Source organism: Acetobacterium sp., from assembly GCF_041752335.1.
Taxonomy (GTDB): Bacteria; Bacillota; Clostridia; order Eubacteriales; family Eubacteriaceae; genus Acetobacterium.
Genome location: NZ_JBGSHG010000103.1, coordinates 1 through 22,836 on the forward strand (window position 1 = coordinate 1; position 22,836 = coordinate 22,836).

Annotated in this window: 22 protein-coding genes and 1 pseudogene; 6 read left to right on the forward strand and 17 right to left on the reverse strand. The window is 44.2% G+C overall.

Going from position 1 to position 22,836, the window contains the following annotated elements; genetic code table 11:
- Window positions 1-482: 482 nt before the first annotated feature.
- The 11 genes from ACEW8F_RS12930 to ACEW8F_RS12980 form a co-directional block, all read right to left on the reverse strand.
- The gene (locus ACEW8F_RS12930) at window positions 483-1,277 is read right to left on the reverse strand and encodes an amino acid ABC transporter ATP-binding protein (RefSeq protein ID WP_373483887.1); all 795 of its coding nucleotides are present in this window, start codon (window positions 1,275-1,277) and stop codon (window positions 483-485) included.
- Between the two features lie 9 nt (window positions 1,278-1,286).
- On the reverse strand, window positions 1,287-1,949 hold the full coding sequence (locus ACEW8F_RS12935; protein ID WP_373483888.1) for an amino acid ABC transporter permease: 663 nt from the start codon (window positions 1,947-1,949) through the stop codon (window positions 1,287-1,289).
- 98 nt (window positions 1,950-2,047) lie between these two features.
- Window positions 2,048-2,851 (reverse strand): amino acid ABC transporter substrate-binding protein, encoded by an 804-nt coding sequence (locus ACEW8F_RS12940; RefSeq protein ID WP_373483889.1) that lies wholly within the window; start codon window positions 2,849-2,851, stop codon window positions 2,048-2,050.
- Between the two features lie 113 nt (window positions 2,852-2,964).
- Entirely contained in the window at window positions 2,965-4,452 is a 1,488-nt protein-coding gene (glpK, locus tag ACEW8F_RS12945) for a glycerol kinase GlpK (protein ID WP_373483890.1), read from the reverse strand.
- A gap of 16 nt (window positions 4,453-4,468) precedes the next feature.
- Window positions 4,469-6,007, reverse strand: a complete 1,539-nt coding sequence (locus ACEW8F_RS12950; RefSeq protein ID WP_373483891.1) for an amidohydrolase — start codon at window positions 6,005-6,007, stop codon at window positions 4,469-4,471.
- A 71-nt stretch (window positions 6,008-6,078) separates the two neighbouring features.
- A complete protein-coding gene (locus ACEW8F_RS12955; RefSeq protein WP_373483892.1) occupies window positions 6,079-6,726 on the reverse strand; it encodes an SGNH/GDSL hydrolase family protein in 648 nt (215 codons plus the stop codon).
- A 49-nt stretch (window positions 6,727-6,775) separates the two neighbouring features.
- Window positions 6,776-7,435: a glycerol-3-phosphate responsive antiterminator gene (locus ACEW8F_RS12960; RefSeq protein ID WP_373483893.1), complete on the reverse strand. Its 660-nt coding sequence runs from the start codon at window positions 7,433-7,435 to the stop codon at window positions 6,776-6,778.
- Between the two features lie 217 nt (window positions 7,436-7,652).
- Window positions 7,653-8,294, reverse strand: coding sequence for a dihydroxyacetone kinase subunit DhaL (gene dhaL, locus ACEW8F_RS12965; protein ID WP_373483894.1), 642 nt, complete (start codon window positions 8,292-8,294; stop codon window positions 7,653-7,655).
- A gap of 132 nt (window positions 8,295-8,426) precedes the next feature.
- Complete coding sequence (locus ACEW8F_RS12970; RefSeq protein WP_373483895.1) at window positions 8,427-9,434, reverse strand: dihydroxyacetone kinase subunit DhaK; 1,008 nt, start codon at window positions 9,432-9,434, stop codon at window positions 8,427-8,429.
- Between the two features lie 155 nt (window positions 9,435-9,589).
- Window positions 9,590-9,985: a dihydroxyacetone kinase phosphoryl donor subunit DhaM gene (dhaM, locus tag ACEW8F_RS12975; protein ID WP_373483896.1), complete on the reverse strand. Its 396-nt coding sequence runs from the start codon at window positions 9,983-9,985 to the stop codon at window positions 9,590-9,592.
- A 163-nt stretch (window positions 9,986-10,148) separates the two neighbouring features.
- A complete protein-coding gene (locus tag ACEW8F_RS12980; RefSeq protein WP_373483897.1) occupies window positions 10,149-12,173 on the reverse strand; it encodes a sigma 54-interacting transcriptional regulator in 2,025 nt (674 codons plus the stop codon).
- A gap of 211 nt (window positions 12,174-12,384) precedes the next feature.
- On the opposite strand from ACEW8F_RS12980, the gene ACEW8F_RS12985 reads away from it, so the two are divergent.
- Both ACEW8F_RS12985 and ACEW8F_RS12990 read left to right on the forward strand, forming a co-directional pair.
- The gene (locus ACEW8F_RS12985; protein WP_373483898.1) at window positions 12,385-12,834 is read left to right on the forward strand and encodes an RpiB/LacA/LacB family sugar-phosphate isomerase; all 450 of its coding nucleotides are present in this window, start codon (window positions 12,385-12,387) and stop codon (window positions 12,832-12,834) included.
- 7 nt (window positions 12,835-12,841) lie between these two features.
- A complete protein-coding gene (locus ACEW8F_RS12990; RefSeq protein ID WP_373483899.1) occupies window positions 12,842-13,615 on the forward strand; it encodes a triose-phosphate isomerase in 774 nt (257 codons plus the stop codon).
- Between the two features lie 132 nt (window positions 13,616-13,747).
- On the opposite strand, the gene ACEW8F_RS12995 is transcribed toward ACEW8F_RS12990, so the two are convergent.
- From ACEW8F_RS12995 to rhuM (ACEW8F_RS13015), 5 genes and pseudogenes are all read right to left on the reverse strand, one after another.
- A complete protein-coding gene (locus tag ACEW8F_RS12995) occupies window positions 13,748-15,214 on the reverse strand; it encodes an alpha-amylase (RefSeq protein WP_373483900.1) in 1,467 nt (488 codons plus the stop codon).
- Window positions 15,215-15,340: 126 nt separating this feature from the next.
- Window positions 15,341-17,236, reverse strand: coding sequence for a diguanylate cyclase (locus ACEW8F_RS13000; protein ID WP_373483901.1), 1,896 nt, complete (start codon window positions 17,234-17,236; stop codon window positions 15,341-15,343).
- A gap of 426 nt (window positions 17,237-17,662) precedes the next feature.
- Window positions 17,663-18,256, reverse strand: coding sequence for a thioredoxin family protein (locus ACEW8F_RS13005; protein ID WP_373483902.1), 594 nt, complete (start codon window positions 18,254-18,256; stop codon window positions 17,663-17,665).
- A gap of 168 nt (window positions 18,257-18,424) precedes the next feature.
- Window positions 18,425-19,912 (reverse strand): DUF6884 domain-containing protein, encoded by a 1,488-nt coding sequence (locus ACEW8F_RS13010; RefSeq protein ID WP_373483903.1) that lies wholly within the window; start codon window positions 19,910-19,912, stop codon window positions 18,425-18,427.
- Between the two features lie 126 nt (window positions 19,913-20,038).
- Window positions 20,039-20,205: pseudogene (gene rhuM, locus ACEW8F_RS13015) on the reverse strand (RhuM family protein); the annotation flags it as partial.
- Between the two features lie 103 nt (window positions 20,206-20,308).
- Between rhuM (ACEW8F_RS13015) and ACEW8F_RS13020 the strand changes: the two are divergent.
- On the forward strand, window positions 20,309-20,551 hold the full coding sequence (locus ACEW8F_RS13020) for a type II toxin-antitoxin system Phd/YefM family antitoxin (RefSeq protein ID WP_373483908.1): 243 nt from the start codon (window positions 20,309-20,311) through the stop codon (window positions 20,549-20,551).
- Complete coding sequence (locus ACEW8F_RS13025; protein WP_373483904.1) at window positions 20,548-20,667, forward strand: cell filamentation protein Fic; 120 nt, start codon at window positions 20,548-20,550, stop codon at window positions 20,665-20,667. The genes ACEW8F_RS13020 and ACEW8F_RS13025 overlap by 4 nt, the downstream gene beginning before the upstream one ends.
- Before the next feature lie 191 nt (window positions 20,668-20,858).
- On the opposite strand, the gene rhuM (ACEW8F_RS13030) is transcribed toward ACEW8F_RS13025, so the two are convergent.
- On the reverse strand, window positions 20,859-21,572 hold the full coding sequence (gene rhuM / locus ACEW8F_RS13030; protein ID WP_373483905.1) for a RhuM family protein: 714 nt from the start codon (window positions 21,570-21,572) through the stop codon (window positions 20,859-20,861).
- Window positions 21,573-22,025: 453 nt separating this feature from the next.
- Here rhuM (ACEW8F_RS13030) and ACEW8F_RS13035 point away from each other — a divergent pair, with 453 nt between their 5' ends.
- Together ACEW8F_RS13035 and ACEW8F_RS13040 are read left to right on the forward strand one after the other, a co-directional pair.
- On the forward strand, window positions 22,026-22,340 hold the full coding sequence (locus tag ACEW8F_RS13035) for a DUF4258 domain-containing protein (RefSeq protein ID WP_373483906.1): 315 nt from the start codon (window positions 22,026-22,028) through the stop codon (window positions 22,338-22,340).
- A gap of 2 nt (window positions 22,341-22,342) precedes the next feature.
- On the forward strand, window positions 22,343-22,570 hold the full coding sequence (locus tag ACEW8F_RS13040) for a type II toxin-antitoxin system MqsA family antitoxin (protein WP_373483907.1): 228 nt from the start codon (window positions 22,343-22,345) through the stop codon (window positions 22,568-22,570).
- Window positions 22,571-22,836 lie beyond the last annotated feature (266 nt).

Below are 22,836 nucleotides of genomic sequence, written 5' to 3' on the forward strand. Positions count from 1 at the left end.
AATCAGGTTCGGCATTTCAATAACTTCTTTGATTTTAGAAAAGCTTTGGCGTGTTCTTAAACCATCTTTTTCAGGATGCAACATTACCATCCAATATCACCCCTCGCAAAAATACTCAGCAACGGACTACCCCTCACCGACGCGTGTTCGGCCTGTGGGTATCCCAAATTTGCCTGTTGTGTTTCGTCTCACCTTGTGTTATTATTAGACCGTAATCAATTTCATATTCACTGGCTCTGACATGTTTCCCCTTTGATCAGTTGTTCATGACCGAGTCGTAAACGCTTCGTTGATCGCCCAAAATTGACGACAAGGATGCATTCTAATCTTATTTTAAAAGATACCAATGCAATTTTATATGCTATCATAAAATTATTGTCTTGTCAATCCTATTTTGTAGTTTAAAAGCCTTCCCACTTAAGCGCGGGAAGGCTTTCTTTGTTTTTTTTATCAAATCACTGTTTTTGCTCTAATCTTTTTGCTCAGCAATATTTTTTCAAACGGTATCGTTTCTTTGTTTTCTTGCTCTGCTCTCTCAAAATGCTGCTTAAAAATTCCTGGGTTCTTTTTTCCCGGGGGTGAATAAAAATATCTTCTGGACTGCCTTCTTCCAGAATCGTTCCTGAGTCCATAAAGACAACCTTGTTAGCAACTTCCCGGGCAAAACTCATTTCGTGGGTCACTACCACCATGGTCATGTGCTCATTGGCCAGGCTCTGCATGACGCTTAATACCTCGCCGGTCAGTTCCGGATCCAGGGCCGAGGTAGGCTCGTCAAAAAGCAGAATATCGGGATTCATCATCAGCGCCCGGGCAATGGCCACCCGCTGTTTTTCGCCCCCGGACAAAGTCGAGGGCATCGCATCGATCCGTTCCAGCAAACCCACCTTGTTGAGATAGGCTTCGCAGCGCTGGTTCATGGCGCCCGATTCTTCTTTTTTAACCACCTTGGGGGCCAGTTCCAGATTCTGACGAACGGTGAGATGGGGGAACAGGTTGAAGTGCTGAAAAACCATCCCCATTTTCATGATAATCGCCCGGATCTCCGGCGGGCTGGGGTAAACACCATCTTGCAGCAGTGGTTTCCCTTCCATGATAATATCGCCACTGTCGGCCTTTTCCAAATCGATGAGGCAGCGTAGCAAGGTCGATTTTCCCGACCCGGATGATCCGATGATGGCCATCACATCCCCCTTATTGACCGTAAATGAGATATCCTTCAAGACATGATTATTGCCAAAACTTTTATTGAGTTGATTGACTTTTATAATTTCCATCGTTTTCCCCTAGAACTCGTATTTGGTTTCAAGCTTTTTAAATACCATCGTGATCACAAAGTTGATCAGCAGGTATAGCGCCGCCGCCACCAGAAAAGCAAAGGTATCCCCATCCCGATTAACGGCCGTTTTGGCATAATGCAGAATCTCAGCCACGCCGATCACTGTAACCAGCGCCGTGTCTTTGACCAGGGTAATCGTTTCATTGCTGATCGCCGGTAAACAGACCCGAATCATCTGGGGAATCACCACCCGGGTCATGGTTTCTAATCTTGTCAACCCTAAGACCTTGGCCGCTTCATACTGTCCTTTGTCAATGGCCAGCAAACCGCCCCGGAATATTTCAGCAAAGTAAGCCGCGTAGTTCATGCAAAAAGCAATACAGGCAGCCGTAAAGCGACCAAAAATGAGATAGTCTCCAACCACCGGCAACAGTGGCAGACCAAAATAGACAAACATGATCTGCAGCAGCAAGGGGGTTCCCCGAACCACATAAATGTAGCCCTGGGCCAATGATTTAACAGGCTTAATCCGGCTCCGGGCCATTAATGTAAACATGAAACCCAAGGGGATGGAACAGACAATGGTGACGGCAAAAACGCTGAGGGTGATAACCATCCCCTGCAGCATCGGTAAGGTGATATTCGATAAATAGATATAAAAATCTGACATATTAATCTCCTGAGGAACAAAATAATATTAATAGTAAACGTCATAAAAAAATCGGATAGAAACTATCCGATTTCTAAGAACTGATTGTTTGCTTTTTATTATGGTTTGTAAATGATATCTTCACCAAACCATTTAGTTGAAATGGTGGCTGCCGTTCCATCGGCAATCATCGCATCCAGGGCATCCTGAACCTGGGTCAATAATTCGGTATTTCCTTTTTTGATCCCAACGCCATATAATTCTGGGGATAAGCTTTCGCTTAACACAACAAATTCGGCTTTTTCAGAAGTAATATAGTAACGAGCGACGATGGAGTCAACAATAACAGCATCAATTCGGCCAATTCCGAGATCACTGAGGGCTGATACGTTTTCAGGATACTCGTTTAAGGCTGCTGCTTCCTTGCTAATGGGATCAGCGGTGAAAGCATCATAGGCTGAAGAACCTTTTTGAACCCCAATATTTTTTCCTGCTAAATCAGCTTTTGTTTTAATTGGCGAATCTTTTTTCACCACGATAACCTGATCATTTTCCAGGTAAGGAGTAGTGAAATCCATGGCTGCTTTTCGTTCATCGGTGATGGTTAAACCATTCCAGATCACATCAATGTTGCCGGAATCCAGTTCCAGTTCCTTGGTGTCCCAGTTGATCGGCTGCAGGACAACTTCCATGCCCATCCGTTTGCCAACTTCTTTGGCCAGATCCACATCAAAACCAACGATTTCATTTTTTTCATCTCTAAAACCCATTGGCGGGAAGGAATCATCCAAACCGACAATAAATGTCTTATCGTCATTATTGGCATTGTCTTCTGTTTTTGCAGTGTTGCTGCTGCACCCTGCAAATAAACCAGCAACCAGAACGACAGCCAGCATCAGGCCAAGTATACTTCTTTTTTTCATTCCTTTGTGTCCTCTTTTCCTAATATAATCTGAGGCTATTATACACTTTATCACTGTGCATTGCTAGTCCTTTACATCAAATTTTTATGATAATGCTACGACTCTTCAGATTACTATTTCAGCCAACCAGCGGATCTTTTTACCGCTTTATCCCAGAATCCGCATAATTCCTGACGTTTTTCTTCACTGATTTGCGGCTCGAAGCGTTTTTCGATTTTCCAGAATTTTCCAATTTCTTCAAAGCTATCCCAGTATCCCACTGCTAAACCCGCTGCATACACGGCTCCTAACGTGGTTGTTTCGGTGATCACCGGCCGCTCCACCGGAATCCCTAAAATGTCCGCCTGAAACTGAAGCAAAAAATCACTTTTAGCTCCGCCACCGTCGGCTCTTAGTTTGGTCAACTTAAAGCCGGACTTCTTTTCCATCACATTAAAGGCATCTTTAACCTGGAAAGCCATCGACTCCAGCGCCGCCCGGGCAATGTGTTGCTTGGTGGTTCCCCGAGATATCCCGATAATCGTTCCTCTGGCATAGGAATCATAATAGGGAGCACCCAATCCCACAAAGGCTGGCACGAAATAAACACCCAAACTGTCTTCAACTTGCAAGGCCAACTCCTCGGCCTCTTTAGCATCATTGATAATGCCAAGCCCATCCCGTAGCCATTGGATCACCGCACCGGAGACATCGGCCATCCCTTCCAGACCGTAATCCGTTCGGCCTTTGGCACTCCACAGCACCGGTGAAAAAATACCATCTGATGGGGGCACGTATTTGTCACCGGTATTCATCACCATGAAAGACCCGGTACCGTAGGTGTTTTTGGCCATCCCTTTTTCTAAACATCCCTGACCAAAGGCAGCGGACTGCTGATCGCCCAAAATCCCTGCTACCGGCACCGCTGCGCCAAAGAACACTTCGGGATCGGTCAAACCATAGACCTCACTGGAGGTTCGCAGTTCCGGCAAAATTTCCCGGGGAATATTCAATTCCTTTAAAATCCCCTCATCATAGTCCAGGGTTCTGGCATTTTGCAGCAGTGTCACGGAAGCATTGGAATAATCTGTCACATGGGCCCCACCGCCGGTGAGTTTCCAGACCAGCCAGGTATCAATGGTGCCATAAAGCAGTTCCCCATCATCCACGCCTTTTCTGACTTTAGGATCATTATCCAGCAGCCAGCGGATTTTCGTCGCAGCATCGTTGGGAACAATAATCATCCCGGTACGGTCCACAATCCCGACTCCATCTTTCGCCTCCAGGGCTTCACAAATATCGAGGGTGCGCCGATCCTGCCAGACAATCGCCCGACAAACCGGCTGGCTGGTTTTTTTATCCCAAAACACCGTAGTTTCCCGCTGATTGGTAATTCCGATGGCTTCAATTTCTGTGGCCTGGACGTTGCCGTTTTTTAAGGCTTCGGCTACCATTTTCAGGGTAACCTCCCATATTTCATTGGCATCATGTTCAACCCACCCGGACTGGGGAAAGTGCTGAGTAAATTCTGAATAAGCCTGCGCAATAATATTGACGGCTTTGTCGAAAATCATGACCTTTACGCCGGTTGTGCCTTCATCAATTCCTAAAATATACTTCATCTTTCTTCTCCGTTCTTTATTTTTGATAAACAATTTTTCCCTGATAAATGGTCATTGCGATCGTGATATCTTTGATAGTGTCCGACAAGACATCCAGCGGGTTCTGATCGAGCACGGTAATATCCCCAGCTTTACCCGGCGTCAAACTGCCTCTGATTTTTTCTTCTTTGGCTGTAAAAGCGCCATCGATGGTAAACAAGCGCAGGGCCTCCATGGGTGTAATCGCGTTTTGAAGATAAGGAGGATTCACCGCGGCATGAATTCCCAGGATGGGAGCGATGGGGGTGACATTGGAATCTGATCCGCCATTCACCACCAGACCAGCATCCAGAAATTCACGAAGGGGATAGGCCCGGTGATTTCGTTCCGCTCCCACCCGTTCTTCATAAACACTGTCAGGCCCGCCCCGCAGATAGGTAAAGGCTGGCTGGGTGGAAATCACCGCTCCCAGAGCGGCCGCCCGTTTTACATCCCGGTCATCCGGAAAGCCGAAGTGTTCAATCCGAAAACGATGATCACTCACTGGGAATTTATTTAAAGCCCGTTCGAGACAGTTTAATACCTGGTTGATGGCCCGTTGGCCGATGGCATGAAAACCGGTCTGCAGTCCTGCTTTATGAGCATTTTCGATATAGTGGGTGATCCATTCATCCGAATAATAAAGTTCCCCCACTGATTCATGCTCATCGGCATAGGGTTCCTTAAAAGCTGCGGTTCGCGAACCAATGGAGCCATCCAGAAGAATGTCAGTGCCAATGATTTTTAACCCCTTTTCGACCGCATCTTGCACCTTGGTACTGCACCAATGCAGCACCACATGCAACGGCAGATCTTCCATAATGTTTAAAAAAACCGGGATATCCTCATCCGAAGACAGATCGCCGCCTTCCATGGCATGAATCGTGGTGACCCCCATTTCCACCGCTGTTTGAGCGGTATGACGGATGGCCGTTTCCCGCTGCTCCCAGGTCATCTTATCAAAAAAATACTTTCTGGCATGACTGTTGGCCTGACTATGAAGTCGGCCTGAAAAAATTCCGGTTTCGTCCCGACCCTGACCTTCTTCATTTTCAGCAAATGCCATAATTTCCATGGCCATGGTATTGACCTGGGTATAGTGCAGTCCTCGATCCACCAGATAAACCGGCCGGTCTTTGAAATAGGCGTCCAGTTCTCTGGCTGTCGGTGGCCTTTTTTCAGCCAGCCGGGATTCATCCAACCCATAACCAAAGATCCACTCCCGGGCATTGTCGGTTTTTTCTTTTTCCAGGGTTTCCATCACGTCTTCAATCGATCGGCAATGATACAAATTAATCCCGATGGCGGACAGTCCGGTGCTCATCATATGGACATGACAATCGTGCAGTCCTGGCAAAAATGTTTTGCCATCCAGATCGATGATTACAGCCTGTTCCCGTTGGGCCAGTTTAATTATTTCCGGGGACTCTCCCATTTTTTGAATAATCCCATTTTTAATATAAATTCCCTGGCATGACGGATGATTCACATCCATTGTCACACCAATTCCGTTAATGAGGGCCAGTTTGTTTTCCATTGCTGCCTCCTTCCTCATTCTGAACACTATGTTTAATTTCAAAAGGCGGCATTAACGCCGCCCATTTTTCTTTATGCTAAGATCTTTTTCACTTCCGCTGCAACCGCTTTTCCCAAGGCCGCATGTCCATCTGCACCTAAATGAAGTCCATCCAGCTCACTGGCCTGGGCCACCGTGGCGGCATCAAAAAAGGCAACACCCCGACTTTCGGCCACACCCTGATAGAATTTCGCCATCTGAACCGATTTTTCCCGATTGCCGGCAAACATCACGTTAAAGATACCGTCTTCGATGGGGCCCAGCGGAGGCGGAGCAATAAATAAAACCTTAGGGCCGTTCGGTCCAAAAGCGCCGACCTGGGCCAGGGTTTTATCGAGAATCAGGCCAGCGCCGTTGGCAATATCCTGGGCCGTCACGGTATAACGGCATTTCAGATCATTGGTACCGATCATAATAATCACCAGATCCAGAGGGGCATGACTATCCAGCAAGGGGATAATATGCTGTTTGCCGCAGCGGTATTCTTCAATGGGGTCATCCCATACGGTCGTCCGTCCGTTCAGACCTTCGGGAATCACCTTGTAGTCATTTCCCAGTTCTTTCTGGAGTACTCCAGCCCAGCGAACCTCGTCCGGCCAGCGTTTAATCACTTCAACCAAATCATTGGATGGATCCCATCCCCAGGTGTTTGAATCACCAAAAATCATTACGTTTTTCATGAATTTTCCTCCATTTATATAATTATTTTTTGATACCTTTGTAAATTTTTCAGATCACCAGATTCCATAAATCCTGATTGCTGGTGGCCACTGAAGCCACACCAATCCCAATTGCTCCGGTAATCTGCTCTCTGGTTGTCATTAATCCCCCTAAGATGACCGGTATCCCAGCTTCACTTTTTATATCCCTGATGATCTGTGGGGGAATAGTACCCGGCATTAGAATAACCACATCCGGTTGATGTTCTTTGATACTTCCTAAACCAGTTCGGCAGGCATCCGAATCAATGACAAAGAATCCGAATGCCGCAATCATTCCAGCATCTTTGATATATTTCACACAGAGCGACTTCATGGTAATCACGCAGTCCACTCCGCAGTTTGCCATATACTGAATACCCATTTTATCCCGAGCTATTCCTTTAATTGAATCCTGATGCACCATCACCTTTTTTCCGGAACGATGAATATGTCTAACCAGTTGCGGCAGAGTATTCACATCTCCCAATTTCAACATGATCCAATCCGCCGCTGTTTCTTCCATGGCATAGAGCAATTCTTTGCGCTGATGCACTGATGGAATAACTGATTGGAATTTTAATTGTTCGCCAGCATTCTTAATTTGCAAAATAATTCCTTTCCGGGACAACAACTTTTTGATGTTCACACAAATTAACTGCCAAGCAGCCATTTTTACTACCTTTGGCATTTCACAATCCCCAGATAACAACGATATTATTTTCAAACATGAAAAAAGTCCGCATCATACTGAGGCAACTCCCGGAAATTCCGGTGTGACGCACCACAGTATCATACGGACATCTCTTAAACTCTTGCCCTGTTTTTATTCTATTGTAATGGTTTACTTTCTTATTTTATTATTTTTTTATCGCGCTGTCAAGGCTCGTCTCAAAATAATAAAATTATTACGGCATGCAGTTATAAAATATTTCCAGCATAGCGGCGCTGGATGCTGATCCCGGATCCCGATGGCCGATGGCCCGTTCGCCCAGACGCATCGCCCGGCCTTTTTTCGCAATGATGGGAATGGTTGAATCGGAGCCTTCCGCACCAACTTCCATCGCTTTTTTCATGGCGTCTTTTGGTGCCAAGCCCTCTTCTTCATAAGCTTTTTTTAACGCATCAACCGCTGGTCTCAGCGTATCGATCATGGTTTTATCACCAACCACGGCTTTTCCACGTTTTTCAATAATGGCCACTCCGGACTCCATCATTGCAATAAATTCATCAAAGGTCACTTCATCTTTTCCTTTGACCGGCAATCCGAATTTCATGAAAAAACCACCGTAAAGAGGACCGGCAGCCCCGCCAACCTTATCCAATAATGCAGTACCGGCATTTTTGAAAATCGTATTAATATCTTCGGATTTCCAGTCTTCCAGATTTTTATTCACTTCGCGAAAACCAATACTCAGGTTCATCCCATGATCCCCGTCGCCAATGGCTGAATCCAATTGAATAAAGTATTCCTTTTTCTCTTCTGCCAATACAACCAAATCCTCTATGACATCAATGAAATAATCTTTTGTTAAAATATATTCGCTCATTTTTCCCTCCAGACAATGGATTAATGGGCAGTCAGTTTCCTGACAGCCCATTTGATTTGTTATTAAGATTAGTTATTAGCATTTGTTATTAAGACTAATAGTAACTATGTAAAAAGTAATATGGCCGATAATTTAAACTTGGGTAAAATACGGAGCATCACAAGGATAATCCATTAATTCTTTCAGTTCATCATCCAGTTTAAGCAATGTAATTGACATGCCAGCCATATCCATTGAAGATGCCATGGTGCCAACAATTGATTTATAAATCGTGATCCCTTTGTCTTCAAGAATTTGAGCAACCCGGCGGAAACAAATATGCAGATCCTGAAGTGGTGTTGCTCCCAGACTGTTAACCATTACATAGACTTCGTCGCCTTCAACATAGGGAAGATCTGCCAGAATTGGTTCCATAATCTGATCGACTACCTTATCTGCTGCCTCAATTTTTCCACGTCTGACGCCAGGTTCGCCATGGAGCCCCATACCGATTTCCATATCGCCTTCTTCCATTTCAAAGATTGGACCGCCTTTTGATGGCAGGGTTGGCGACGACATCGCAACACCCATGGTGCGCATATTGGCATTACATTTTTGCGCCAGAGCCACGACTTCATCCAGATCTGCGCCCGTATCAGCCTTGGCACTGGTGGTCTTAAACATAAAGAACATCCCGGCAATACCACGTCGGTCTTCAATGTTTTCAGATGAAATAACGTCATCTGTTGTCAGTACTGTCTCTACCCGGATCCCCTCTTCTTCGTCTGCTTTTTCAGCGCCCATATCAAAGTTCATAACATCGCCGGCATAGTTTCCATACAGATAGATACAGCCTTTACCGGTGTCAACTGCTTTAACCGCAGCATAGCATGGATCTGGAGAGGGAGACGTATTGATGTTACCAATAACAGCTGCATCAACAAAACCTTTTCCAACGTAGCCTAAAAATAATGGTTCATGTCCTGAGCCGCCGCCGATAATTACACCGACTTTATCTTTTTCCTTTGCGGATTTACTTACAACAACTCTTCCCTGAGCTTCGCCTTCTTTGATTAATTCCACATAATCTTTGTGTGCCAGAACATAACCTTCCAACATTTCTTCAACTACATCATAGGGATCATTAATAAATCGTTTCATTTCATCCTCCTGAAAAAAATTTGTATACGTTTTCTATGAAGCAAGAACCATGCCAAATATGGAAGCCCTTAAACAGGCCATTCGGCAAGACTTCATCGCCAGATTCTGGGGAATTTTTTCCCGCTCGGGTATTATTTACCCATTTTTTGAAACTATCAACATATTTTTCTTAACGTTGCACCTTCTTTTGCGGTTGCAATAATCTGTTCCAGATCGTCGCAGATGGTGGCCTGAACAACACCGCCAACGACCCCTTCAACCAAAGGCGCGTCGACGATATGAACCTTATTCTGGATTTCATCATCCAGCATTTCAATCGCGGTTTCACTGCACAGCACCGCACTTCCCAGGTCAACAAAAATAAGAATATGATCGCATTTAGCCAATGATTCAATCGCCGCTTTGATTTTCAGCGTATTGGTACCAATCCGACCGCCATCTGCTCCTCCGGCCGCAAGCACTTCAACACTGCCGTCATTCATTTCCATGACAATATCTCGCAGCCCTTCTGCCAGTTTTTCACTATGTGACACAATAATAACACCTGTCATTTTTTTCCTCCTTTCTCCAGAATTTACCTATCCAATCGCTAAGTGGAAAAATTCTCGATCGGCACAGACTTATCCAACCAGAAGTTGTTTTGCATTTTTTCCATTTTGTCCTGAATATTTTACGGCATCCTGAGTCATAGTGACAGCAATTATCGTGCCAATTCTATTTCAATTGATATTTATCCACTTTTTTCGAAATCGTCTTATGATCCAAACCCAGTGCCTGACCGACTTTTCGATAACTTCCGTGTTTTTTTAAGGCCAATTCAATCAACCATCGCTCCATTTCCTCAAAGGTGGGGAGATTGTCCCCGTCTAATGAAAACGTCTTCTCTAAAAGGTCTTCCTTGCTGTCCTCATCACACAAATAGGCCGGCAGATCCTGAAGGGTAATCCACTCGGTATTTGACAGTGTCATGCCACCTTCAATCATATTCTCCAATTCCCGCACATTACCAGGAAAATGATACTGTTCAAGGGCTGTTAAAGCATCCTTCTTGATGGCACACTTGGGCAGATCATACTTTTTACTGATCTTTTCCGTGAAATATTCCACCAACAGCGGAATATCACCCTTTCGATGACGCAATGGTGGCAGCATTACCGTGATGACATTCAGCCGGTAATAAAGATCTCGCCGAAACGTTCCTTCTTTCATCATTTCTTCCAGGGGACTGTTGGTGGCGGCAATGACCCGAACATCGATTTTTATCGGTTTTACGCCGCCGATTCGTTCAATTTCCTGTTCCTGAAGAACCCGCAGCAGTTTGGCCTGCATGGCTTTATCCATGTCACCGATTTCATCCAGAAAAATAGTGCCGCCGCTGGCAATTTCAAACTTTCCTCTTTTTTCTTTATAGGCCCCGGTAAAGGCTCCCTTTTCATAACCAAACAGCTCACTCTCCAGCAGATTTGATGGAATCGCCGCACAGTTCATTCCCACAAAAGGTTTATTGCTCCTGGCACTGGCCTGATGAATGGCCCGGGCGACCATTTCTTTGCCGGTACCGCTTTCTCCCCGGATCAGCACCGCCGCGTCGGTCCGGGCCGCCTTTGATGCCACCGTCAAGCTTTCAATCAACGCCCCGCTCTTACCAACAATGCTGCTGAAGGATTGATTCAACCCCTCTTTTTTAGCCAGCTCTTCCTGGAGATACTGAGTTTTTTGAGACAGCAGTTCGATCCGATCGGCCAGCTTAGCGATCTCCGTCAGTTCTTTGGCAACAACCACATTGCCACTGAATTTTGATTCGATCATAATCGGCCTGGCATTCATAATAAACTCCCGGCCATCCCTGGTCGTAATGATCAGCTCTTCTTTTCCCAGAAAAAACAAATTACCGAATTTTTCTTCCGGAAACAAATCCTGTATTTTTCGCGTTAATACTTGAGTCCCTGCTTTCTTAAATATTTTAACAAAGGGATGATTGACATAGGTTACCTCCCGGTTGGCATTGATCATGCAGATGCCATCATCTACGGTTTCGAGAATATTATTGAGTTTTTCTTTCAACTCTTTAACGCTGTGGAGCTCCCATGATAATTCTTCAATCTGAGAAATATCCTGAAAAATCACCACCCCACCCATCACCACATCATCAATAATAATGGGACTCTTGTTTGTGATGACCCATTTTTTCCCAATTTTATGCTTCAAACCAAAATTTTCTCGCTTAGAATTCAGCAAATCATTCAAATTAAAGTTGGGAACCCATTCATCGCCTTTTTTTCCAATGATGTCTTTGGCCTTGACCCCGGTAATTTCTTCTGCCGCCCGGTTGAAAATATTGATAATCCCGTTGCTGTCCATGGCAATCAGACCGTTATTGATGCTTTCAAAGATCTTTTCACTGGCCAATGTGTTTTCCTGAAGAATGCTGTCGATGACTTCCGTTTCCGGTATTTCAAGGTCAACCGTTTGTCTTAAAAAAGAAGCCAGCTTGAAAACCGCCTCGTCACTCCCCGGATCCTGACTGTACACTTCAACCAGTTCACCATTCTTGACTTTCAGGGATACCAGCGGCAATACCGAGTTGCAGGGCACCCCATCCTTCGAATCAGCCCGTCTTAGAAATAATTGGCAGTCCCAGATTTTTTCAATTTTTTGTGACTGCCTGGCGACCATGGCCGCCACACGAGTGTGAAAACCATTTTTATTCTTAACAATAATCCGTTGCACTTTTTCCATAATCTCTCCTTGTTGGATTGATAGATAATGATATCATTTTAAAAAATCATTTTTACTTAATTTCTTCGTGGAGCAGATGAATATATTCTTTACAAACAATAAAACCTGTGCAATAATGATATCGTATCCATTACTTAAATACCTTAATTAAATTTATTTTTACACAATGAAAAATAAATAATCAAAATTAAATATCCAGGAGGATCATGCCATGAAAATTGCTGTTGACTGTGACGATGCCGCCATTGATTTTAAGAACGAGATTCTTAACCATTTGAAAAAAACCGGTTATGATATTACTGATTTGGAATATTCCGCAACCCATGATTGCGATTATCCGGAAATTGCCTTTAACCTGGCTGAAACCATTAAAAACAAAGAATATGATCGTGGCTTTATTTTTTGCGGAACCGGGCTGGGAGTTGCCATGATGGCCAACAAGGTGCCCGGGGTTTTTGCCGGCACCTGTCATGACGTCTTTTCGGCCGAGCGGCTGGCCAAAAGCAACGATGCCAATGTTTTGACCATGGGGGCCCGGGTGATCGGGGTGGAACTGGCCAAAATGATTGCGGAAGCCTGGTTAAAAAGCGAATTTCAGGGCGGCGGTTCAACCAAAAAGGTTGAAAAAATGCGGTCTCTGGAAAAAACGTATCTGAAGTAGGCCAACCATGAAAAAATTTTTACTGGGAACCAACTGGAAAATGAATAAAACCCTGGCTGAGGGAACCGACTATACCGTCAACGTGTCGGAAATTATTACGAAATATCCGCAGTTCGAGTTTTTTATCATTCCCCCCCATACCCACCTGTGGAAATTAAAAGAATTGCTTGATTCCAAAAAAAGCGCCCTGAAACTGGGAGCTCAAAATATGCATTATGAAGATGCCGGTCAGTTCACTGGTGAAATTTCGCCGGTGATGCTGGCCGAAATCGGCCTGGATATTGTCGAACTGGGCCACTGCGAACGGCGCCAGTATTTTAATGAAACCGACGAAACCGTCAACCTGAAAACCCTGGCCGCCCTGAAACACCAGCTGTTGCCGCTGATCTGTATTGGCGAAAAAATGAGTGACCGCAATTACGGCATTTCCAAAGAGATGCTGGCCAAACAGCTCAAGGTGGCTCTGAAAAATGTATCCGCCGATGAAATCGGCAAGTTCTGGATCGCCTACGAACCCATCTGGGCCATCGGCGTCAATGGGATTCCGGCCGAAACACCATATGTGGAAGAAATTCACGACTTTTTAAGAAGTGTTCTGATTGATCTTTACGGTCCGTCCGGAAAAGACGTGCCCCTGCTTTTTGGCGGCAGCGTCAACATCAATAATGCCAGCGAGTATGCCCAGCTTACCAACGTCGATGGCTTATTTATCGGCCGCAGTGCCTGGGAACCGGATCTATTTGAGGAGATTATGATTTTAGTTGGGGATGTCGTGAAATAACTACTTATGAATAACCGCCATCTCAAGAGATACCACATAAATGGTATCTCTTTTTTTCATGGTCTTCCCATCCTTTTCGCGATCAACTATCCTCTGATAAAATCACGACAATCTCCTGTTTTTCGCTCCTGATTATGGCTTTGTCATCAGTTCGGTCCAGACCGAAATCGAACCGGGCGCACAAAAGAAGGTGCCGATCCCCGCTTCATTGATCGTCACGGTTTCGTCCCGATGACCCAGAAAGTCCCGATAATCTTTGCCCGCGTGTTGGGTGCCGATATACATATCTTTATAACCGTCATCACTATTGGTTAATAAAACGGCCAGGCCCCCGGGATGGGCTTCGTCACCTTCCCGGGTCCAGCCGATACAGTTGGGATGATCGAGATAATCGTTTTGCTGGCCATGGGCAGCACGCATCCGCAACGATAAAAATTGATCAATTAATTCCTGTTTGCCGGGGATTGGATTTTCGCCGCCAATGCCGTAGTAGTCGCCATAAAAAATACAGGGCAAGCCGCCTTCGCGTAATAAGATCATGCCATAAGCCAGCGGCTTGAACCAGTCATCCACCCATGATTCCAGGGCTTGGGATGGTTGCGAATCATGATTATCGACAAAGGTTAGCGCATTGATGGGCTTTTTCTCCATCAAGGTATTTTGAAATATTTTACTCATGTCAAAACTGTTTCCGGCATGACTGGCCTCTGAGAATTTCATATGCAACGGCACATCGCACAAATCAACATTGCAGGCGGTTTCCTCAATATAATCATCCAAGGTGGCGTATTTCTGCTTCCAATATTCGCCCACCGCATAAAAATCATCACCCATTTTTTCGCGGATGTTCTTGATAAACTCATCAATAAATTGGCCTTCAATATGTTTAACCGCATCCAGCCGAAAACCATCGACGCCGGTTTCGTTGACATACCATTCACTCCAACGTTTTACCTCATCGCGCACATCCGGATGATTATAATCCACGTCGGCATACATCAGGTAATCATAATTGCCATATTCCGAGTCGACCTCGGCATTTTCGGCCCAGCCTTTAGCGGTGCCTTTAATCATATAAATCGCTTTTTTATCATTTTCATTGTTAAAATCGGTGCCGGAAAAATGGGTCCAATTCCATTGAAATTCGGAGTATCGGCCCTGTCGCCCGGGAAAAACAAATTTTGTCCAGCCTTCAATCTCATAGTCATCGGACACTTTTTTCTGACGATTATTGGGATCGACTTCGTAGGCCGGAAAGCGTTCGGTGGCATCGGCTCCGGCTTTATGATTTAAGACAACATCGGCAATGGCCAGGATGCCCTGATCATGCAAGGCCTTAATTGCGGCCAGATAGTCGGCTTTGGTTCCGTATTTGGTCCGGACCGCGCCTTTTTGATCAAATTCGCCCAGATCGTAGAGGTCGTAGACCCCATAACCCACGTCATTGGTGCCCGTTGCCTTGGTTGCCGGGGGCATCCACACTAAACTGATGCCGATTTCTTTTAAGTGCCCGGCATCCTCTTTCAGTCTTTGCCAATGGTTCCCGTCATCTGCTAGATACCATTCAAAATACTGCATCATTACGCCATTTTCACTCATTTAGTCACCCTCTCATTGTTATTCGTTGAACCTGCTAACGCCTAGCGAAACGGACAGAAAAAGACGGCACCCCCATCTTCTTTCTTAATATATATCCAATCTGATGTATTTTAAGCACCACAGCCCTCACTTTGTCACGACACAGTTCCGGCCTTTTTTTTTCGCTTCGTAAAGGGCTTTATCAGCCCGGTCAATAAAAGCTTCCGGCGACTCCCCCTGTTTATAGGTGGCCACGCCAAAACTGGCCGTCTGTCTGAGGCCTTGGGTAAACGGCGTCCGTTCCACAACAGCCCGTAACCGTTCCGCGGCATTTTTTGCCCCTTCCTCATCAATTAGTGGCATAATAACCAGAAATTCCTCACCACCCCAACGACTCAACACATCAACTTCTCTGATTTCCTGGGTCAGTATTTTTACCAGCTGAATCAGAACCGCATCGCCAACATTGTGACCATAGGTATCGTTAACCTTTTTAAAAAAATCGACGTCCAGCATAATAATGGCACATTCCAGACCATAACGATTACACCGAACCATTTCACTTTGCAAAAATTCATGACCTTTCAAGCGATTGTAGACCTGGGTGAGGTAATCCCGCTCAGCCAACCGTCTGGCCTCCTGGTTGGCCAGCTCCAGTTCCGCTGTGACCACCTTAATAAAATTAACGAGTTGGGAAATAATGCGATTGTTCTGGCGGTTAAAGGGATCGACCATGGTTGGTTCAGTGATCGGCTTTTCAAGGCCATTTTCAGACGCTTTGCGGGCCCCTGCGGCGGTGACCCCGCTGAAAAAATTAACCAGCCGGGAAAGCATCCGATTGTCCCGGCGGTTAAATGGTTTCGCTGTTATTGGTTCCGCCAGCCCTTTTTCAAGAACCGCTTCAGGCAGTTTGCCCGCCCCTTCTTTCATACTCACCGCCACCATGGTGGCATTAAGCAACATCACCGTTTCTTCATGGGAGTAAATCTCGCCATGGGTATAAAAACCGGCAGTCGGGGCAATGGTTTGAAACGCTTTGGTTTCCAGCTCCACCTCATTCTGAAGCAGAAATCGACGGCAGGTACAGGAGTAGATAAAAATCCCTTCCGGATTAAAGGCTTGCACCCGGTCCTGAATATCCCTGGCATTTTTAATGATCATGGCCGGATTGCCATAGCCAATCCGGGCCGATTCACCCTGTTTTATATCGGCAATAAATTTTATGGCACAATGATCCTTGACTTCAATCGGCGTTTTGGCATAGACAATCCCGTTTCTTTCGACCAGCAGGGGAAACTCCAGCACATTCAAAAAGAAGTCTTCATCATCTTGAATGTTCAGATAGCGATGATACACCTCAAAAGCCGGTTGATCATCAATTTTTTTTAACCACAAGCCGTCCGTTTCTGTCAGTGTCAGTTCTTTACTCAGGGGTTCCCAACCCAAATAAGTATGAACCACGATGTCAATGTCATCACCCATAAAAACCACCGCAACGACCCCGCTTGACGAGAATTGATGATTTAATGAGATTATTGGTTTCTGCTCGCCTTCGTAAACGCCGGCGCCGGCCCCAAAGACCGGATAGGTTCCCCTTCTGCCCGCGGAAAAACCTTTTAGAAAATTGGACGCATCCATTGAAGAAGAGGTTGCCAGCAGCAAAACCCCGGCAATCTTCTGGCATTTGCTTTCAATTTCTTCCGAAAAGCTTTTTCCCACAACGGCTTCGTCCTGGTTTTCGGTGTCAACTAAAAAACCCTGCACGGGGGTCTTTTCGAAAAAAACAAAGGAAATGACAGAGGTGTTCGTTAATAACCGGCCCTCGCCAATTTCCCCCATGGTACTGCTCCCGACAATCACCGCCAGCGGTGCAGTCACCCGAATCGCAGCTTCGATTTCTGTGAGCCATTGGGGATCACCCCGGGCTGAAAATATTTGTACGAACACAGACAAAGAACGCTTTGTCTGGTTTTTTATTTCTTCGGTTTGAAGCCATTTCTTCAGTGTTTCAATCTGATTGATCGAAAGAATTTTGCTAATCATTTTTAACCAGCCTCTTTTCTTGTTGATGTTAAGGGATGCTTTATCTTTTACTCAACTCTGGTCTTCTTCGTTGCTCTTTTTTTGTCAGCATGGCCTCTGTCTGATATACTTTAAATACCGCTATTATGCCCTTAATAACTGACGCGCGCAAAAATATTTAGTCTATCATATCAAAATACGTGATCGTTTGCAACGCCTCGGAAATCGGGTTTTTATGAATCCGTGACCGGTTCCGTCGCCGTTATGAGACTGGCGCCGGGACCGGCAGGGCGGCAGTCATCAGGCCAGGGCGTGCACAATACCTCTGGCCACTTGTGCTCCTCCTTGTGAACTCCTTTTAAAATGATTATTTTCGCTAACTTTTGTGAGGTATCGATCATAGCGCAATCAGTTGAGTCTGGCACCGAGTGCGTTGCCTCCTTTAAATCAGTTAACTTTTGAAAAAAGTGCAACGTATCTTGAAATTTGTTCTTCGAGACAGCTCAGGCTCATTATCCCCGCTTCCCGCAGGGTTTCCTTTTCCTGAATAAACAGGATAACTGCCGGTGCCGTAAAAACACTAAAACTTGCGGAAAGAGCAGGCGATTTTTGGATATCCACTTTAACCGCAGAAATGCTGGGATAGTTACCGAGCATCTGATCAATTTTGGGCAACAGATCACAACAGACACTGCAGGTATTGCTGCCAAAGTAAACCAACAACATGTCATTTTCCTTTTTTAAAGCATCGATTTCAGTAATTGAGTTAATTTTTTTCATCGCTTTCGCCCCTCGTCTATTAATTTTCCGGCAAACTATTTGATCTGCTCTAACTGGGTTTTTCTCCTTGTTTATGAATCCGATCGTTGATAACCGCGGTGTAGTGACGAAACCATGGAAACTCTTGAAACCATTGTAAATGCTGCAAAAAAACTGGCCAGCGAAATTTCTGTTATCGATTTTCATCACACCGCTGCATAAGAATAAAAATATACCGATTCGCCCTTCTGAATCAACAGGAGGGCGATTATTTTTGATCATTTCACACTTTTTACCAAGGATTTAATGAGTCCAGTGAGAAGAATCGTCTCCGATAAGTTAAGTGTGCCTGGCACCGGGGCCAAACGATCAGTCGGAAGCCAAGGACCGACGATCCGACAACGCTCAACGTAATGGATAAGTTAAGGTGACAGGGATCAAGTCCTGCTTCTACTCCTTTTCTTTTGAAACACCGAACTCACTAATAAGTGCAAAAATATAAGAAGAGTTCATCGAACTGCCTTTCGCTGCTTGGCGTGTAATATTTTTATTTTTCCAACGAAAAAAGAGCGGATACAATTCAGTAAATTCATTTTTGTTAATTGCTCGGCTTTGAGTTATTTCAGATGAAGGCCGATTCTGCCTGGCGCGACCGATAAGTATGTTATTGTTGTCGGACCAAACAGAAATCCATTTTCCCTTTTCCCCATTTTGTTTTACAAGTTGGATTTCACTTGGGGATTGACTAAGTGAGTAAATAATTTGTTGCCATAGCTTATCAGCTGCACCGTCTTCCTGTGGACTCACATTTGCTGGCAAACTATTTTTTACAGGTAGCATAGCCTTTTCTGTTTTGCTAAAGACTGCCTCGACAGCTGAACAATACTGTTTAATTTTTACATACTCATTTTCGGAAAGCGGCGTCCCGTTTAAACCCTCTTTCAGCCACATACCGCTTTGGGAAATTTCCGATTCCGGGCTTTGCCGCCCTCTCCATTCAGGACTCGCATAAAAATCAGGGGATGAATGGAGTGTTGCAATAATGCCTTCCTCCAATCGAAGGCGCTCCACGGTGGTGGCAACAGGAAAACACGCAAAGGAAAAATGTCTGCAGAAATAGCCACTAATTTGCCGCTCTAATTTTTTTTGAAAAATAGGGTCATAGCGATTGCCCATCTGCATCACAATATCCCGTTTGCTGGTGTTCATATTCCATGCCGATAAATAAGGGTGATTATTTTTATTCAGGATTGCCCTGCCAATATTTTTTCGAAAGATGCTGCCATCTTTATTCTCTCTCAAGAAATGGTCTTTCAGCCGCCCCTTTAGCCGACCGTCGCTTCTATGTGTTCCAACGCGAACGATTCTATCAAGGCTTTGATATTTTTCTCCATCTTCAAATATAATATAGATTCCGCTATTGAAGCGAATGTTTTCAATCATATTCCACCGATAACGCGGCATGGCATTGAAAAGTTCATGCAATCTACCGCACATCGTTCTTTGATTCGGGTAATCAACAACAAGTAAACTTTCCAACTTTGCTAGTCGCGCACCCATCGATAGACCTTGTAACGGGAGACTTATATTCGGTAAATGTGCTTGTAGCGGTGAATAATAATTTTTACCGGCAAGAATTACAAATTCCGTATTTGAAATATCGTGTCGAACACGAATTTGTTCCGTCACCCTTTGTCCCCAATTGGCTATTTCGTCCCTTGATTTATCATTGAGGGTATCATCATATGGCGCGATAACTTGATCCAAAGGCAAAAGTCCATATTTGGACGAAATCACATAAATCTCGTTTGAAATTGTCTGTGCATAGGCAAGCGACTTACGAAACAAATTGCTTGCATCATATAATAATCGAGCCTCGCAGGGAATGCTGCGTTTGGCCTTTGAACAGGATATTAAGACAACCTTTTTTATGTCCATATTTATTATTCTCCTTCCCATCCTTCTTCAGTTCGGCTTACTACAATCATTATGACCGCATAGATGGAATAGTCTCGCGCTATAGAAATTCTAACAATATGCCGATACTGGTCACATTAATGTCCATATCGGTCGATAAAACACTTTTTCGCTGGAGAGGATATCCCGATGCGGTTAAGCAGTTCCTTGAAGTAGTTACCGCCACCGGCATTTTTTAATAATTCATCATTCATGATAAAACCCTTGATGATGTATTCCTTCAGCTGTTGGGTAGCCCAAATCCGAAACATGGATTTCACCAACGCTTAAATTAAGTGTGCCTTTATGGATTTGTATTTAGGTTTTATTTATCCTAAAATTATAGTACAATGGAAAAAAGACCAGGAGGTGCTGATGATGCAAATCAATACCAAAAATTTAGTTTCAATTTCCGAAGCCAACCAGAATTTTTCGAAGGTTGCCCGACTTGTGGATGAAAACGGCGCTGCCATCATTTTAAAAAACAATACCCCCCGCTATGTCCTGATTGAATTCAGCCAGTTTCAGGAAGAAGCCACACTTGACGATGACGCCGTTGACGCCATTGCCAAACGAATTTTTAAAAAACATCAGGCCGCCTTTGATGAATTAGCCAAATGAAACTGTTGCCCCGTCAGCAGGTGTTGCGTCTTCACACCATGCTGATTAACGAAACCGGCGGCAGTGATGGCCTCCGGGATGAAGGGTTACTGGATTCTGCTCTTGATCACGTCTGACTTATTCCAAATAAGTTTATAAGTTGGTTTCTCGGGCACTGTCCCCTTCTATTTTAGCCAGGTAATTTAGTTAAGTGTGCCTGGCACCGGGCCATCTAAAAATGTCCTAGTTTCTTCATTCCTCTTCCAGAAACGCCTCGTTAAAACGCTCATATAAACTCATTATGCACCCCTCTTTTTTGTTAACGATATTAGAAAATCTCTGACTTAGCCAATTGATAATGTCTAGCTCTGCTTTTTCCAATGCCTTCAATAACTTGTTTTTCCTGTAATGAGACAAACACCCGCCTTACCTGGGCCGGAGATAACCCGGTTAATGAACTTGCCTCTTTATTGACTATTTTTTCATTTTTTATCAAATATTCGACGATTAGTTTTTCATTCGGGTTTAATTCGCTCATTATCCGCTCATATTCGCTCATTATCCGCTCATTATCCGCTCGTTTCCGCTCATCATTAAAATCATCACTCTTATCAACCGTTTGCTTTTTCATTACCACAAAGAAATTGGATTGATTTGAAAAAAATTCTACCCGGCTAAATTCCCTGACGATTTCAGTTGCCCATTTCCGAAATTGGACGGCCTTTTCAGAATTCACTTTATAACCAACCGCAATAATCGCCGATAAGTTATAATGCTTAGTATTGTAGTTTTTGCCATCTGATCCAGTTATTCGAAAATTTCGAATAACTGGATTTTCAATCAATTCATTATCAGCAAAAATCTTTTTTAAATGGTAATTAATTGTATGTGTTTCAACATCATACAGTACACCCATCATTTTTTGGGATAACCAAATATCTTCGTCGGCATAGATTGCATTGACATCACTTTCGCCGGTGGCAGAAATGAAGGTCAGATATTCAGCGGCTGAACTACGGATGATGTTATTCGTTTTGTCCATTTTGGCTCCTTTCTAATTTTTTGTCAATTCCTCGATCAATTCATAAACCGTTTGGCGACGGACACGGTGATAACTTTTGCGGACGATAAAGCGACCCCATGACTGAATTTACAATCAAAACTTCATATTCAAATTCATTATCAGGATACTTCACGCAGGGTATGGCACCGGGGCCGGATGGGGTAAAAGTTTACAACAGTGTCAGACTCCAACATCCACAAGGCTGAAGCACCTCACTAAACGAAACGCTAAGGGACGGTTCTTCTGGGGCTGCTGACATTATGCAGGGCAGGTGCACATTACCACCATCCCCTTGTGTTCCCCGGGCCCTCTTAAACCTTTGGTCTCGATAAGTGTGACTTTTTATAGAGCAATCAAATTTTTCTATCTTTTTGATCATTCCATTGTTATAATCATGATAACAGATTACTCTCGGAAAGGCTTTGGGGAAAAATGATGAAAGTAACCGATTTAAGGGATTGTGTCCTCAAACGAAAAATAAAATGGACGGCTCATGTCGCTCAACGTATTCAAGAGCGGGATATCAGCAAACATGATATTACCCATTGCATTGCCACTGGTGAGATTATTGAGGAGTATCCAGAGGATTACCCAAACCCCAGTTGCCTTGTCTTTGGTTCAACCATTAATGGAAGAGTTATCCACGTTGTTGTCGGATTCGATTTCGATTTTATCTTTATCATCACAGCTTATTACCCCAACATGAACAAATTTGAAGCTGACATGAAAACAAGAAAGGAGTCATAACCATGTGTTTTTACTGTAAAGGAAATTTATTTGATAGTATCACGACCCATGTTGTGAATTATAAAAACTGCCTGATCATTATTAAAAACGTCCCCTGCGAAGAATGTGAACAATGCGGCGAAACATATTTTAGTGACGAAACCATGGAAACCCTTGAAACCATTGTAAATGCTGCAAAAAAACTGGCCAGCGAAATTTCTGTTATCGATTTTCATCACACCGCTGCATAAGAATAAAAATATAACCGATTCGCCCTTCTGTATCAATAGGAGGGCGATTATTTTTGAGCGTTTCACACTTTTTACCAAGGATTTAATGAGACCAGTGAGAAGAATCGTCTCCGATAAGTTAAGTCAATAAGACCAGCTAATAAAAGTCAATAGTAAATTTCATATTTTTTAAAAATTAGGATGAATAAAAAATGGCATGGTAAACAAGCCATCAAAAAATCCGAACAATGGCCCAAAACAGCTAATCGAAATTTACAGGGTTAAGC